Here is a 14893-nt window from a genome sequence, read left to right as displayed (position 1 = left end):
AGTATCGGAGCAAGTTTTCGACAAACACAAAAATTTTGAATGCTATTAAACCTGTTGTCACTATGCGAACCGAACCGATTCTGGCATCTGAATCGCCCCCGCGCCAGCGAATGCAAATCTTGACGTGACCAGAGTCAATCGCGACAATTCAGACTATAATTGGTGTTATCAAGGCAGATCTAAATCCGTTAGATCAGTTTTACCAGCAAAAAGGCTATCTGATGCAAGTGGTAAAGATTGTAGTTTGGCAAGACGGCGACACATGGCTTGGCTATCTGCAAGAGTATCCAGATTACTGGACGCAAGGCGAAAGCCTCGAGGACTTGAGAGCACACCTCGCGGACCTTTACGCTGACCTTTCAAGCGGCGCGATCCAAGGCGCTCGGCACGTTGAAGATCTGATTGTTTCATGAAACGTGTTGATCTAATCCGAATTCTGGACGGTATCGGATGCAAGCTCATTCGACACGGCGCAAAACACGATTGGTATCAGAATCCGAAAACAGGTGTCTCCCAACCAGTCCCAAGACACCGCGAAATCAAGGAACATCTTGCTCGGCACATTATCCGCAAGCTTAGCAATAATGATGAACCAGGAGCAAACCAGCTTTCGTAGAAGAGCCTTGAAAGATTTAGATTTATCGACAATGCGTTTGGAATTCCTTGCACCAACTCTTATTAGTTGCTCAAACCGGATGTCGCTAGTCTAGAGTTCACTTGAGCGTCCAGAAGTCGCCGCACCGACTTGGCAGCGACCGCCCAGCGACCTGCTTGAGCCTGCGAAGCAATCCCCAATAACACCTCGGCATCCTGCCGCGGCACATTCCCCGCTTCCCGATCGAGTTGGATCTGCTCAGCGATCTTCGCCACGCGAGCTTCATCTTGCTGATTGCAAGCCGACAATAGCGCCATCGCGAAATCATAGCCAGGCTTGCTGACCTGAACCTGACCGCTGCTGAGCCACCAGCCGATCACAACAACCATCAAGAGCGTAAATGCCCCGGCCGATAGCCATATCGCCGCAGAGCTTTTCTTTGCCAACTGCTTAGCCATCGTTCACTCCGCGCCCTTCATGCGGATATCGTTCTCGTTCATGCTGGCCAACTCCGCCGCCACAATCAAATGAATCGTCTCGGACATGAACCTGATGGAACCATCGCCGAACAAGACATTCCCACCCCCCGGATGCTCGGCATACATCTGACACACATGGTAGGTCGGAAAGTTGACCGGGTGGATGATGGGAAAGCCACTCACATCGACTTCACCACCAGAAGGCCCCACATGCATGACAGTCAACGTCGCCGCCGACTCTGGACCGTTTTCCAAAGTTGCAAACTGGGGATGAACAAAAGCGCCTGGCACGACGCCCGCCCAACTTTTATCGCTCAGCTTCGACGAATGCTCGCCGATAAAGATCGTGTTGCTTAGACCATCAGTGACCGCGCTAAAACTCAAATCAGAATTACGATAAAAAGGACCGTCCGCCACATGCTTGGTCTCGCCTTCAATTTGAACTTCTTTGGTATGGAAAGTGTAAATATCGTCGAACACAATCCCCGTCTCGGCCGAACTGCAATCCCCCCAACAGGATTCCTGGCCATGGTTAGCGACATAATGCGATCGCCCCATCGCAATTGGCTCGCCATGTCTCGTAAGCAAATCACCCTGCTCGTCCAAGAGAAAGAATGATTTGCGCGGCCCACTGGACGAAGGACACAGATAGATGGGCAGTTGAGTTGTAATGCCTTTGCGATTCTGCTGATCCCAAATTGGCCGCCGAGAATCCAATTCTTTCGACAACGGAATCTCATCCATGAAGGGTAGTATCAACGCAGCCCACCCCCAACCTGGCCCTGCATCCCATGTCTCTGGATCAATAGCGGCATTGGCTGGTCCGGTCCCATCTCGCGTTGCTTCACTGACATACCCCGCTGGCATGCGTTTAAACGAGGTCTCGTAACTTGTAATGGCCAAACCGATCTGTCGCATATTGCTGGCACACGTCATACGACGAGCCGCTTCCCGCGCCCCCTGCAACGACGGCATGATCAAACTGGCCAAGATCCCGATGATCGCAACCACCACTAACAACTCGACTAACGTTACGCCTCTGCAACTGGTCCGTTTCAATAGCATCACTGTCCCCATCCAACTTTTGTGAAAATGACGGCCGCCAATTGTAGCACGTGCTACAAAACCAGAGCAAAGTGTAGCTAACGCTAAACTTCCGTCAAGAGTGATTTGTTTTCCAGATTCCATTTGCATGTAACAGCGAAGTTTGCCGGCGGGGATCGTCATGCTATACTTGGAAAGCCGTTTCAACGGCCACTCGATCACTCCACCGGACCCAACATCGTTGGGAAAACACAGGTTTCCGCATGACAACCACGATTGCGACCAATATGGCAACGCCCGCCAACATGGAAGAGTTTCTTGCCGAGTTGGGCGGAATTGACGCCCGCCGAGTTCTCGCAGACCCGCCGCCTGGAACTGCCAATCTAGATTCGCTCACCAAAGCCAACGCCTCCGGCCAACGCTTGTGTGAATTAGTCAACGAAACCTTAGTGGAGAAAACGATGGGATACGAAGCTTCAATTGTGGCGGCAATGGTTTTGCATATCCTGAAATCTTTTGTGAATCAGCATCGCCTTGGCTTGGTGTCCGGTCCCGACGGTTTTTTTCAACTGCTATCCTCTGTCCGCGGTCCCGATGTCGCCTTCGTCCACAAAGACCGTTTACCCAGCGGACGAATGCCAACGGATCCCTACCCAGCCATCGCTCCGAATCTCGTCGTCGAAGTCTTAAGCCCAGGAAATACGAAATCCGAAATGGCCCGCAAATGCTTGGAGTACTTCCATGCGGGCGTACAACTGGTGTGGATCGTCGATTGCCTCAACCGCAGCGTGGCGGTCTACACCGCGCCAGCCAAGTATGTTGTGTTAGGAGAATTGGAAACTATCAACGGCGGTATCGCACTGCCCGGCCTCAGTTGCCTGGTCAATGAATTCTTTACCGATCTCGATATCGGACTTCCGGTCGCCTAAAATTTGGTCTGATGAGGCGATAGCCTTCGGTTGCATCGCAAATCGAAACTATTCAATCTTTAATTAGTAGACCAGCCATTCGCAGCAACGCCTGTGAAAAATGCAATCCATTTCCGCCTAAGGGCGGTACTACAAACACGGCCTCGCTCTATAGAGCCAGTTGCCGTTTCAGTACGTGTTAAGCACTACTACTGTCTACTGGCCTTGGTCGCTGCATGATTCGTTCCGGGCGCTCTTTCTTTAATAAGCTAGCGGCATCGCCAAGTAATTCTTGAACTGTGGTGCTTGGTTGCTCCTCTGCTCGCAGTCGCTCTTCCTCACGCCGCTGCAGGACCTGCACGTATTCGGCACCAAAAAAGAGGATCGACATCGCGTAATAACACCACAACAAAAGTGCAATGAACGAACCTATCGCACCGTAGGCACTGGTATATCGCATCCCAATAAAGAACGCGCTTAATACATATCTTCCAAGCTCCCATACTCCAGCCGTTAGCAATCCACCACGCAAAGCAAACCGCCAGGGCACCTTACGCTTGGGCAAGAACTTGTAAATCATCGCAAATAACAACGTGTTGGCACCGATGATGAAGCAGAAATCAATCAAAGCGATGATGTGAATAAAGTAAGGGATACTCGTCCCCTTCAACGTGGATCGCACTTGACCAAACACCATACCCAAGATGAACAGCCCAGCGATCATACCACCCAAGGACATGAACATCATAAATGCCGACATGCGATGATGAATCACGTTGGCCACTGAATGCGTAAGCGACTTGGCCCGATCATGCTTGACTCGCCACACTCGATCAAAACCGCGATCAAGCTGCGCGAAAACACCAATTGCTGTCAGGATCGCGGCCAGCAAACCCGTTGGACCACTGACCACGCTATGGTTTTCCAGTTGCTCAACCACTTGGCGAAACGTCTGGCCGATCGCAGGTGACGTTTGCTGAGCGACCAGATCGAAAAGCCTTTGATGAGCGTCTTGGCCCATCCGAGTAAACTTCAGGAACAGCCCCAGGCCACTGATCATCAAGATCACCAGTGGAAATAGAGATAATGCGAGGTAATAGGAGACCGATGCCGCCATCGAACCCGCGTCGTCTTCGCTCCAGCGAATCGCCGCGTCACGCAAATTCGGAAACAAATCGCGCAGCCACTGACGCAGCGTCTTATGAGGTACTATTACCTCCAGCGCAACATCCTTAGCCGCGTCTAACTTCCGTTTCGTCGATTCAACTCTTTCCAAGATTGGCATGGCGGAATACTACGCACTCTTCATAATCAACGTCGAGATAAGATAGGCAAGCTGCACCTGCCTTGCGCAAACTTCAGACCTGTTTTTCGCTAAGAAATCAAACCCAATGCTGGAAACCCGACGGATCTCACCGGAGAACTTTGCGGCCGCCATCGACTTGCTCGCCAGCGGCGGGATCGTCGGCGTGCCGACCGAGACCGTCTATGGGCTGGCAGCCGACGCTCGCAACGCATCGGCCGTCGCGGCCATCTTCCAAGCCAAACAGCGGCCGCAGGACAATCCGCTGATCGTCCATGTCGCCACCACGGCTCTTCTGCAAACATTCGCCGCCATCGAGCACACTTGGATCTGGGATTGCCTGGAACGCTTCAGCCCTGGCCCGATCTCGTTTGTCTTGCCTTATCTGGGCGGACTCGCATCTAGCGTGACCGCGGGCTTAAGCACCGTCGCCGTTCGCATTCCCAGCCAGCCGACCTTCTTGCAAATCCTACAGGACTCGCAACTGGCCCTCGCGGCCCCTTCGGCGAATCGATCGGGCCGACCAAGTGCCACGACATGGCAAGCTGTTCTCGCCGACCTCGATGGCTTGATCGACGCCGTCGTGTGCGATACGCCCTCGCGCTGGGGCCTAGAGTCGACCGTCGTCGATGCCACCAGCGAAACGCCGATCATCTTGCGAGCTGGCGCGATCTCCTTGGAGCAACTGCAAACGGTGGCACCTTCAGCGATCTTGCAAACCACCGCGTCCGACTTAGCTCACCGTTCGCCCGGCACTCGGTTTCGTCACTATCAACCGGCCGCTCAAGTCCACTTAACCAGCGATATTGCAGCCGTCGTATCCAGTTTGAACGATGCGGCCGTCGCTGTGATTGGGCTAAACAACAGCCAGCTTCCGGGCGTTGATGCTCGCCGTCATCGCGTCGAAGTTTGCCCCGACATAGTAGCGTATGCTCATCGCGTATTCGAATTCTTTCGCGCTGCGGATGCCGATGGATTTGCGCATATTATTTGCCAAAGCGTACCTGAGCAAGGTTTGGGCGTCGCGTTGATGGACCGCTTGCGACGCGCCAGCCAGCGCGGCTAAGATGAAGGCCCGATCATTAATTTCCATTCGGCATTTATCCCTCCAAGAGACTCCTATGCCAGCTACCGCCGTTGAGATTATTACTACGCGACGCTTGGTCGCCATCATTCGTTTGGACGACTTGAGTCATGCTGTTGAGCTGTCTCAAGCCTTGCTGGACGGCGGCATTGTGGCACAGGAATATACGTTGACCAATCCTGATGCACTCCAAGCGATCGAACAAATCATCGCTCGCATCCCAGCCTTTGCTTCTGGTACTGCGACCATCGGCGTTGGATCGGTTCGTTCCGCCGATCAAGTCGTCGCGGCCCTTCGCAGTGGTGCTCAGTTCGTGGTGGCACCCAACACCGATCCGCGTGTCATCGAAGCTTGCCATCAACACGGATTGCCATGTATGCCCGGCGCTTTAACGCCCACGGAGATCGCGCATGCATGGCAGTTAGGAGCGGCCGCCGTGAAGGTCTTTCCTGCTCGCACCATGGGACCGACGTATATCTCCGACGTCCTCGCTCCCCTGCCCGACATTAAACTCATGCCCACTGGCGGCGTCGATTTGGAAAACATCGCCGCTTATTTAAAGGCAGGCGCGGTGGCTGTCGGCATCGGCGTCGGAGCGCTGAACAAACAAGCCATCGCAGAGTGCCGCTGGGATCAAGTGACCGAAATCGCCGCTCGCTGTGCAAAGGCCGCCGCTCATGAATGATTCAGTAGCCGCGTATGACGTGATTACACTGGGCGAAACGATGCTACGTTTTACCCCGCCATCGATGTTGCGGTTCGAGCAGACTACCGCAGTCGATATGCATGTGGGCGGCAGCGAATCCAATACAGCCGTGGGACTGGCTCGGCTGGGACGCAAGGTCGCTTGGTTATCCCGCATGACTGACAATCCGCTTGGTAAGCATGTAGTGAATTCACTCGACCGCTATCACGTAGACACATCGCATGTTCGATGGACCAACGACGATCGCGTAGGGTTGTACTATTTAGAAGTTGGTAAGGCTCCACGTGGTAGCCAAGTCATCTATGATCGCAAAGGCTCCGCGATGGCAAAGATGCGGCCTGAAGATTTACCTGCATCGTTCTTTCAACCTAATCAGGCTCGATTGTTCCATTCGACGGGCATTACCGTCGGTATTAGCCAGAGCGCTGAAGCAACGGTCAAGCATGCAATCGAATTGGCCAAGGCGGCTGGATGGCGCTTTAGTTTCGACGTGAATTATCGAGCAGGGCTGTGGAACGTCGAAGCGGCCCGTAAAGCGCTGGAGCCAATCATGAAGCTGGCCGACGTGATCTTTATGCCTTACCGAGATGCCATGCAATGCTTTCTTGAGAATCGTAACGACACTCCCGAACAAGCGATTCGTCAAATGGCCAGCCGCTATCCACAAGCGATCTTGGTATTCACACTAGGTCCCGACGGTGCGATGGCTTCGTATGAGAATCAAGTCATCTATCAGCCTGCTGTTGCGACTGAACCGGTGGAACGTTTAGGTGGCGGCGATGCGTTTTCCGCTGGCTTTTTGTCGCGGTACCTTGAGCTGAACTTGGATAGCCAAAGGCCAACGAACGACAGTATCCAACGACCAAGCTTGCCAGCGACTGCTACTCCTTCAGCTCAACAACTGCAGTCGTGCCTGGAGTGGGGCTGCTGCGTCGCGGCTTTAAAGTACACCATTCCCGGCGACCTTCCCTTGGTCGACCGCCCGCAAGCCGAACGACTAATCATCAATAAGTCTGCCGCGACCAGTATTCGACGGTGATGAGCACCCCTAACCGGACTGTTCCATGATTGCTACCGGAGAAAATGGGTTCGTCCCAATACCAACTACTCGGTCGATTCACTCGAATTGAAAACGCTTTCTCGCAGATCAAGATCGGGCTGGAGGGGCCAACGGTAACCGAGCGTTCATCGATCGCCCTAAAGCTCTCTGTTTGACTGAAACGCGGAGAAACGAGCAGCAATGCGTTTCCCGCATAAGAAAAATTCAGTACCACCCAGGTAATCTGCCGCACTGTGTCTCCATGCGGTCCCCTCCCTCAATATATTCACACCGCTAGAGATCAGAGAACCGCAAGAGGAACAATAATCAACTATTTTCAAGACAACTCTTGCGTCACTCCCATCTCTGGCGGTGCAAACCTATCAACCGAGTTTCGCGGGTCGCTTCGCGCTGTGCTCCCGCACTGCGTCCCCATGCGGCCCACTCCCTTAACATATTCGCACCGCTAGAGATCAGAGAACCGCAAGAGAATCTGTGATCAACTATTTTCAAGACAACTCTTGCGTAACTCCCATCTCTGGAGGTGTAAACCTATCAACCGAGTTTCGCGGGTCGCTTCGCGCTGTGCTCCCGCAATGTATCCCCATGCGGCCCACTCCCTTAACATATCCACACCGCTAAAGATAAGAGAAACGCAAACGACCTGTACTGTTTCAAGCGCCAATTGACAGCCCGAGCTATCAATGGGGCCCCTTGCTGGCTTGACGTCACAGGAGGTATTTATAGGATCGACGCGACAATCAAGTTGAATCATTTTCGCGGTTTACAAGACAAGCTTAGGCTTGACGAATTTAGAGCGTACGTCACCGCGGCATTCGGATACCCTCTCTTCGGTATTGCGGTCATCGCTAGCTACGTCGACGCTACGGAAGAATCAATTCCATCCGAGTTCCTAAGTTGTATAACTTGTCTCGCACCTCACTACTGACGGAACAGCTCTGAAGATCGATTCTAGATCTCGCTGGTAGAACGCGCAAGCGCTCGACGTCGTTCTCTGTCACATTCCTGCCTCGCAAAGAAAGCTCTCTGAAGTTAGGCCAGTTTTCTAGCTCACATAGCTCGGCGTGGATATCGACATTGTCAAGATAAAGTTCGCGAAGCTGAGGGCAAGCTCGCAGTAGCTTTCCTACTGCTTCCATCGAAACAGCGCAATCTTTGAAGTTTAGATGATATATATGCCTCAAGCTGCCCTCACCCTTTTCGTCCGCTGTCAAGAAACGCTCCAAGTCTTCATCCCGAACTCCTGACCCTTCAAAGTCGTACCCATTCGCTGCTTCGACTGGCACAATGTAGTTAGGCTCCATTTTCACAATACAATGATGAAATCTGCGGTTCTGGTTGCTCGGCATGAAACGCAGAGCATCCCAATGGATGTTTCCCACCAGCGAGGAACTCAAGTAGTTTTGATGGTCATAGCGGTGATTGACCGTCCCGGTCCCTTGAACAAGATGAAGCACTGCGTAGCTATTCAATTCTCGTTCTGACAATTCTAAATCGGCGTTGATGCTCATCGCATAAAGCCTCATCCTCTTTGTGCACAGCGGAAGCTTTTGAATCTTGCTGGCATCAAAAGACAAGGCATTGAGTGTCGAATTAGCAGAAATAGCCATCTCAAGTTGTGCATCCGAAAGCGCCACTTCAGGAATTCTTAGTTCCTTGATCATTGGTGACGCCAGCAGTCCATCGATTGCTTCATCGGTTATGTTGCTATTGAGAATCTTCAATGATTGTGGCGCGATCAATTCCAATTGCTTAAACCCGTCCCCGTCAAGAACGCAATTTTGCAAATCAAAACCAGATTCAACAAACCTCGTGAACCTAAACGGCCCGCCCGTCGACGGCAGCCAAGTTGGCAAGCCCTTCTGCTGGCAGTCAACACTCAAAAAGCTTTGTGCAATTGAATTACTTGAAAGCTCGAAGCTTGTATGATGATCAATCGCGGCAGCTAATTGCAGGCTCGTTCTAACATTACCCAGCTCGAGCCGATCTAACCGAGCGAGCCCCGAAGTCCGATTGCCGGTCCTTATCCAATCGCTATTCGAAAGCAACTGAATTGAATTCAAGCTAGGCGATCTTGAAATGGCTAGTGCAAAGGATGCTGTGGGGCTTACCCCGGTCAATGTCCTGACTCGTGGCAAATTATCAATCTGCATATCAACAACGCCTACCTGGCCATCGGTAACAACTTCGATCGATTCCAACGCCGGGCAATCGGATATTCGCACCTGCGTAACCGGCGAACTTGCGAAAAGTTTGACTGACTGAAGACTCCCTATGTCATGAATAAAGACATCCGGCCCCACGGGAACATTCAACACCGTTAGACGGCCGACGTTGCTATCGTTGTACTGAGTCTCTAGCGAGATCTTGCTCGATTCAACGACCAACTGCTTTAGCATGGATTGTCGGCTAAGTGCTAGCTGCATGTCGTTAGAACTGTATTCACAATCCCGCATGGTAAGTATGCCAACTTGGTAATCCCGCAGAGCCTTTGAGCTTTGCTCTCCGATTTTTGCACGCACCAGTTTTAAGCAAGCTGGTTCAACATCCCGTATGAACTCAGACAGCAACTGATGATCCGAGTCTGTCAGTGTCCATGAACTGTAGCGAGGATTAAAGGCGGAAGCGGAATTGAGTGTGATTTGATTCATCACAGCCGAAACAGGTGATCGGTTCCAAGTGTACGTTAGCGATTTGTCTGCGACATAGCCAGCATCGACGTACTTTTGCTCCGACAGATAATCCAGTCGTCGCAACCACCAACCATCGAACACAACGAAGAACAAGAGTGCGCCGACGCTGACCCATTCAAGCTTTCGCATTAGCCGATGTGAATCGCTACGATGACGCCAGACCAAAAACACAAACCATGCGGCAAGAATTATGCAGATAAAAAGTGCAACTAGATCTGCCTTCTGCCAGTTCCAATCGTCGAAGCGAACAAACTGGGCAGTAGTAGCCGTCTGCTGGGATTCGCGGTAAAACGTCAATGGCCAGCCAACGCGTCGCTGGACCAAACTAGTCGTTTTGTCGAAGCGATTGAACTCCACGACCGGCCAGAAAAACAGTCCGATGAGGACGATGGTCAATAGCGATTTCACAAGAACCCGCGCTGGCCCTCGCAACCACATGATAACCTTCCGATTTCTCACTTCTGAGCCCCCGGAGGTCTTACGCGGCGTGTCCATGAGCAACCCTGTCTGCACAAGTGCCAATGCGATCAAGCTACCAGGTGCAACGCTCAACAAGATCTGCACCGATGTGTTGAATAAGGAGATCTCGCCGGCATTGGCTGAATTCATCCATACGCCAGACCGGTTCAAGATTAGATACGCATTGACCAGGATGGCCATCAATAAAACGCTCAACAGTGAAAGGCTTAGGCAAACCCATAGTCGATCGCGAACCTGAACCAGGGAAAGAGTCCACCAACTTAACAAGGCAACGCTACTGTGAACGGTGCTAAGCACAAACAACATCGCAAGCTGAACCGAACTCCCCTGATCCCTTTCCAGCGACTTCTGAACCGCGCCCACTAACAATACGACGACTCCGACTGCCACTAGATGCCGGAATGCCAACTCCGACGAACTTACGACCCGCTTTTCGCCGCGAAACCAAACACTGCAGGAAATTGCTTTAGAGAAACACCAAGCCACCGCTGCGGTCGTGGCGCACTGCAATAAGAAGATTGGCGCAAATTGAAACCATGTGCCGGAATGTATCACCGCTTGTGCGACCATCGCAGTGACTGGAATGGAACCAAATGCGACCAGTTCTTGTGTCGACACATTATGTCGCAGAACTAAGATTGCGACTGCAAAAAGTGAAGTATTGAACAGACCAAACAATTGACCCGTTTTCAGAACACCGATGTCGAGTCCCAGATGGCTAAGTGGGATGAGCAGGAGAGTTGCCAACATGAACACCCACCAGACTTGAAAAGTCGGGCGGCTGGCGAGCTTCAATGTTTCCACCACGGCATCCTTGTGAACTACACTTACAGGTAAAGAAGCAATCTCTTTGCTAGGCTAACAATCGAATCTTCATGTTCGCACAAGTAGTAAATTCTACATGACATTTCACACTTCGATCAGCCACAGGGTCTTTGCCCCTGTTTTTGTAGCCGTTCACCTGCCAACCGGGGCTATCGCCCAGCGGCTCATTAACTCGTGTTTTTGTGGCTACCATGATTGAGGTTTGAACTGTTACGATTCTACATGGCTTCGCAATCACTCGCCATCCTTACCTCAATCCTTTCCGCTACAGAACGCTTGAAACGCATCAATCGACTTGCAGGCGGCAGTCAGTTCGGCTTCTGTTGGAAACACTAGCGGATCTTCATTCAACTGCCGCCAATCGAATCGCGTGAGCGTCAGTTCGCTGACTTGGTTCTGCTGTGTTTCTTTATTGAACGAGTAACGTTTCGAATTGCAGAAACCACAAACGTACAACCCTTTCAATTCTATAAATTCCCGCTCTCCCTTGGACCATAGTCGACGTTCATTGGCACTGACCTCCGAAAGGCCATTGGTTGCGGTAATCAGCTTCAGTTTGGAATCCATGAGATTTTCGGTCAGTAGCGTTCCTTCGCTAGTAACCGCATAACTCACGGGACCGACTGTGCGACTCACGACTTGTTTGCCAGCGTAGTAGTCACGAAGCCTTGCAAAGTGACCAGCAACATCCGCGATGTACTCTGGAAATTGTTCATAATGAAGATTGTACATTTCTGGCTGAGGACACTCCGATCTCGCCATGAACTCTTCAAAACCAGTCTCGGTCTGAACCGAGTTTCGACGGGTAACGTCGGTACGCATCGCCTTGCCATTTTGAAACTGCCAAAGCTCGGCAGACAAGCCCGAACGGATTTCCCCGCCCCGCATAGATTCATTTGACTTGTAACGTGCAAACGTGACTCGTTTCTGCTCATTGTCGACGTACAATCGAACGACGCTTTTGACTTCAGCGATCACAGCGTCGCCTTCTCGACGCGGTTCATCGATATCTACGTCCATGTGCATTACAACTTCGTAGTTCTTACACGCAAGTGTATTGGCTTCTGTAAAGCTCAAGCACTCGAGCAATTGTGACGATGCACTTTCTTCAGCGAATGCCCAGAAAGAGCAATAAAGCAAAACCAGCAATGTCTTGAAAATGATTCTAAGTGGCGTCATGGCAGAGGACCTAAATTAGCGACGTGTAGCAACAATTACTCTTTCCCGCTGCAGAACGTTTGAAAAGCATCAATCGACTTGCAGGCGGCCACCAGTTCGGCTTCTGTTGGAAATGCTAGTGGGTCTTCATTCAACTGCCGCCAGTCCAGGCGGGTGATGTTGAGCTGACTTACGTGCAACTTATCCGACACCGGGTCAGTGCGGTACTGCCGCACATCGGCGAATATGCAAACAGACATATCCTTCCTCTTCACAAAGCTACGAGTGCCGTCTGCCCATCGCACTTTGCTGCCATCACTACGAATTAGATCGGTCGTTCGCGCCACAAGCATATTGGAATCCAGATCCAAGGTTGCATTCTCATCTGCATCACGAATCTGCTTTGAAATGAACATCTGGTTTCCAACCGTCCGCACAGCCCAACCTTTAGCATAATAGTCCCGGGATGAATCCGCCTCTGCCTCGAAGGACTTGAAAAACTCTGGAAGGAACTGATAAGAGAAATGCAGAACCTCTGGCTGTGGACATTCGCATCGCTCCATAAACTCGCCATAAGCCAACTCAAATCGGGATGACTTCTGGCTTGCCACGTCGCTGCGAATCGCCTTGCCATTTTGGAACTGCCAAAGATCGGCTGTTAAAGCCGACCGCATTTCCTGGCCCCTCATGGACTCAACCGTCTTGTACCGAGCAAGCATCACGCGTTGCGATTCCGTGTCAACCATCAACCGTATGCGATGCTTGATGTCCGCTATGACACCAGTAGGTCCATCCTGCGGTTCATCTTCTTCAATATCCAGTTGGATAAGAACTTCGTAATTCTTATAACTCAAAGCGTTTGCTTCGGCAAAATTTACCGCGTCGATTAAACGGGGGTCAGAGTTTTCTTCCGCAAACAACAATTTGGGCACTATCAAGAACAGCAATACGACATTGAGATTCGTATGAAGTTTCATCGCAAGACGCATATGCGTGACCTCTCTCAAAACAACGAAACTACCGAACCTCGAAACGATGAATAGCGGTCGTTTGCTGTCCGCCGCAGAAAACTTCAATAAACAACTCGCCCTGCTGCCCTCGCTCGACCTTTGACTCTGGATGCAAACACAAGCTCACTCGATACAACCCTCGGACAATCTCCGTTTGCGCTACCTTCAAGGATCGACCTTCTTTCAAAGCGACCTTGATATGCACTTCTTCCTCCGGCACTGATTCAGTCTTTGCCAATGCCTTCAGCCAAGGTCGCACATCCACCAAAACTGTACTTGAACATACTTCTGGTCGCGACTCAGGCTTGGTTGAAGCCCGCTCGGCTACCTGCGGCACAGCAAACTCAATCGTCGTTGGGCTGATGCGCATATTCTGCTGGCGATCGGCCATCAACATCAAACGCGATGGTCGCGATTGTCGACTGGCAGACAGCAACACTTCCCCCGACATGGCCGATTGGCTTACCGGAAACTCCGTCGACAAACTTAAAACGCCTTTGCTGCCAGCCACCGACAATTCATGACGAGTTCCTGTTAGCGAAGGAGAAAACTCAACCGAAATCGAATCAGCCCGCACCCCGTCAGACACAAAGAAGGGGACCTTGACCTGCAGTTTGCTTTCCTCCTGCGGAAGCTTCATGGCAATCAAAGTATCAGCGAATGTCGCCGCATCCTTGTAGGACGCCTTTAAACTGCAAGAAAGTACGGTGGCTCCCGTCTTGTCGAGCACTGCAAAGCTAGTGGAATCTTCCCAACCACGCAACTTGTCAGCGAATTGCCAAGTCATGCTACCTGACACAGCTTGCCCTGGCGCGATATCCCCTTTGGGCAACACAACCTCCGTGCATTTGCATCCAGATTCGACTTGCTCAAGACTAATCGGACGATTGGTCAGATTCCTGATCTTGATCGCTATCTGGTGCGACACTCCCGGCGGGATGGCACCCAGATCAAACTGAAAGTAGTTCTTGCCAAAGATCTCACCCGCAAACGGACTGTCGCCCTCGCCTCCGCGATCCAAGACGTTGCACTCAATCGACAATTTCGCGGGGTCTTGCGCCATTGCAGGCACAACCAGCAACGCCAGAATCAACACTGCTTGCAAGCTGCGGGGCAGTCGCTGCAACCAAGAGCCCTCGAACCACTTACAAACTCTCCGGCCATTGCTCATCATGTTGATACCGCCTATCAAACAAGGTCAATCTAACAGCCGATTTGGCTCGCCACTGCTGTCCAGATGTATTGAGTTGCACAACTTCTCGGCTGATCGCAGGCAAGGTGGTGCAAACGTCGTTTAACCGCGTGCCCAACGGGCCGCGTGGATGTTAGGCTACAACAAACGCGCGGCGATGCCCACGCAGTAAGAACCAAACGCGTCATCACTACATGTTGAACGTGCCAACAGATGACCAATTTCCCCGAAACAATTGCCCAAACACCAATGCAACGGCATGCCCGAATTGCCCTTCGCAACAGTCTTTGATCTTAAGATTCTACCATAATCCTTTTGGACAAATTGCTCCCAGGCGTGGCTGGGGAATTTTTCCG

13 protein-coding genes are annotated in these 14893 nt (G+C 51.7%); 6 read left to right on the top strand and 7 right to left on the bottom strand.

Annotation, left to right across the window (positions count from 1 at the left end):
• The first annotated feature begins 221 nt into the window (after positions 1 to 221).
• Together SH302x_RS00960 and SH302x_RS00955 are read left to right on the top strand one after the other, a co-directional pair.
• Entirely contained in the window at positions 222 to 413 is a 192-nt protein-coding gene (locus SH302x_RS00960; RefSeq protein ID WP_479366659.1) for a hypothetical protein, read from the top strand.
• Positions 410 to 616: a type II toxin-antitoxin system HicA family toxin gene (locus SH302x_RS00955; RefSeq protein WP_479366658.1), complete on the top strand. Its 207-nt coding sequence runs from the start codon at positions 410 to 412 to the stop codon at positions 614 to 616. Before SH302x_RS00960 ends, SH302x_RS00955 begins: the two co-directional genes overlap by 4 nt.
• A gap of 62 nt (positions 617 to 678) precedes the next feature.
• Here SH302x_RS00955 and SH302x_RS00950 read toward each other — a convergent pair whose 3' ends face one another.
• Both SH302x_RS00950 and SH302x_RS00945 read right to left on the bottom strand, forming a co-directional pair.
• A complete protein-coding gene (locus SH302x_RS00950) occupies positions 679 to 1053 on the bottom strand; it encodes a hypothetical protein (protein WP_479366656.1) in 375 nt (124 codons plus the stop codon).
• Positions 1054 to 1056: 3 nt separating this feature from the next.
• The gene (locus SH302x_RS00945; RefSeq protein WP_479369227.1) at positions 1057 to 2139 is read right to left on the bottom strand and encodes a DUF1559 domain-containing protein; all 1083 of its coding nucleotides are present in this window, start codon (positions 2137 to 2139) and stop codon (positions 1057 to 1059) included.
• Between the two features lie 242 nt (positions 2140 to 2381).
• Here SH302x_RS00945 and SH302x_RS00940 point away from each other — a divergent pair, with 242 nt between their 5' ends.
• The gene (locus tag SH302x_RS00940; protein ID WP_479366655.1) at positions 2382 to 3047 is read left to right on the top strand and encodes a Uma2 family endonuclease; all 666 of its coding nucleotides are present in this window, start codon (positions 2382 to 2384) and stop codon (positions 3045 to 3047) included.
• Positions 3048 to 3225: 178 nt separating this feature from the next.
• Here the strand turns inward: SH302x_RS00940 and SH302x_RS00935 are convergent, their stop codons facing one another.
• Complete coding sequence (locus SH302x_RS00935) at positions 3226 to 4311, bottom strand: YihY/virulence factor BrkB family protein (RefSeq protein WP_479366653.1); 1086 nt, start codon at positions 4309 to 4311, stop codon at positions 3226 to 3228.
• Positions 4312 to 4417: 106 nt separating this feature from the next.
• Here SH302x_RS00935 and SH302x_RS00930 point away from each other — a divergent pair, with 106 nt between their 5' ends.
• From SH302x_RS00930 to SH302x_RS00920, 3 genes are read left to right on the top strand one after another with little or no spacing between them, the layout of a single operon-like run.
• Positions 4418 to 5395: an L-threonylcarbamoyladenylate synthase gene (locus SH302x_RS00930; RefSeq protein ID WP_479366652.1), complete on the top strand. Its 978-nt coding sequence runs from the start codon at positions 4418 to 4420 to the stop codon at positions 5393 to 5395.
• Between the two features lie 55 nt (positions 5396 to 5450).
• A complete protein-coding gene (locus SH302x_RS00925) occupies positions 5451 to 6098 on the top strand; it encodes a bifunctional 4-hydroxy-2-oxoglutarate aldolase/2-dehydro-3-deoxy-phosphogluconate aldolase (RefSeq protein ID WP_479366650.1) in 648 nt (215 codons plus the stop codon).
• Complete coding sequence (locus tag SH302x_RS00920; RefSeq protein WP_479366649.1) at positions 6091 to 7158, top strand: PfkB family carbohydrate kinase; 1068 nt, start codon at positions 6091 to 6093, stop codon at positions 7156 to 7158. Before SH302x_RS00925 ends, SH302x_RS00920 begins: the two co-directional genes overlap by 8 nt.
• 884 nt (positions 7159 to 8042) lie before the next feature.
• Here the strand turns inward: SH302x_RS00920 and SH302x_RS00915 are convergent.
• The 4 genes from SH302x_RS00915 to SH302x_RS00900 form a co-directional block, all read right to left on the bottom strand.
• Positions 8043 to 11156, bottom strand: a complete 3114-nt coding sequence (locus SH302x_RS00915) for a hypothetical protein (protein WP_479366648.1) — start codon at positions 11154 to 11156, stop codon at positions 8043 to 8045.
• A gap of 273 nt (positions 11157 to 11429) precedes the next feature.
• Positions 11430 to 12356, bottom strand: a complete 927-nt coding sequence (locus SH302x_RS00910; protein WP_479366647.1) for a hypothetical protein — start codon at positions 12354 to 12356, stop codon at positions 11430 to 11432.
• Between the two features lie 35 nt (positions 12357 to 12391).
• Complete coding sequence (locus SH302x_RS00905) at positions 12392 to 13312, bottom strand: hypothetical protein (RefSeq protein WP_479366646.1); 921 nt, start codon at positions 13310 to 13312, stop codon at positions 12392 to 12394.
• Positions 13313 to 13352: 40 nt separating this feature from the next.
• Positions 13353 to 14519, bottom strand: coding sequence for a DUF1573 domain-containing protein (locus SH302x_RS00900; protein WP_479366645.1), 1167 nt, complete (start codon positions 14517 to 14519; stop codon positions 13353 to 13355).
• Between the last annotated feature and the right edge of the window lie 374 nt (positions 14520 to 14893).

The organism is Njordella calcicola, from assembly GCF_056494125.1.
The sequence above is the reverse complement of the archived record's forward strand: the minus strand, read 5'-3'. Positions and strand labels throughout refer to the sequence as shown.